Raw genomic sequence first — 292 nt, 5'->3', positions numbered from 1 at the left:
AGCAACTCGGCGCCATCCTGCGCCGCGCCCGCCGGCAGGCCGACCTCACGCAAGAGACGCTTGGCAATCAAATTCACCTGCGCCAGGCTACGATCTCACGCCTTGAAGCCGGCGCGCCAGCCGTGCAGCTCAGCACGTTGATGGCCGCTCTCTCCGCCCTCGACCTCGAGCTCATCGTTCGCCCACGCAGCAAAAGCAGCGCCGCCGAAATCGAGGACCTTTTCTGATGGCACGGCGATCGGCCCACACACCGCTCAATGTCTTCCTGAACGGGCGCCCGGTGGGCGTGCTG

At 66.1% G+C, this 292-nt stretch carries 1 protein-coding gene; it reads left to right on the top strand.

The features are described 5' to 3' along the window. Nucleotides 1–227, top strand: a 227-nt coding sequence (locus EN808_RS35860) for a helix-turn-helix transcriptional regulator (protein ID WP_135918270.1), incomplete at its 5' end; no start/stop codon positions are given. Nucleotides 228–292: the final 65 nt, after the last annotated feature.

This window comes from Mesorhizobium sp. M8A.F.Ca.ET.165.01.1.1 (assembly GCF_004792065.1).
Lineage (GTDB): Bacteria > Pseudomonadota > Alphaproteobacteria > Rhizobiales > Rhizobiaceae > Mesorhizobium.
Note: the sequence above shows the minus strand (reverse complement) of the source record. Positions and strands in the feature narration are given on the sequence as shown.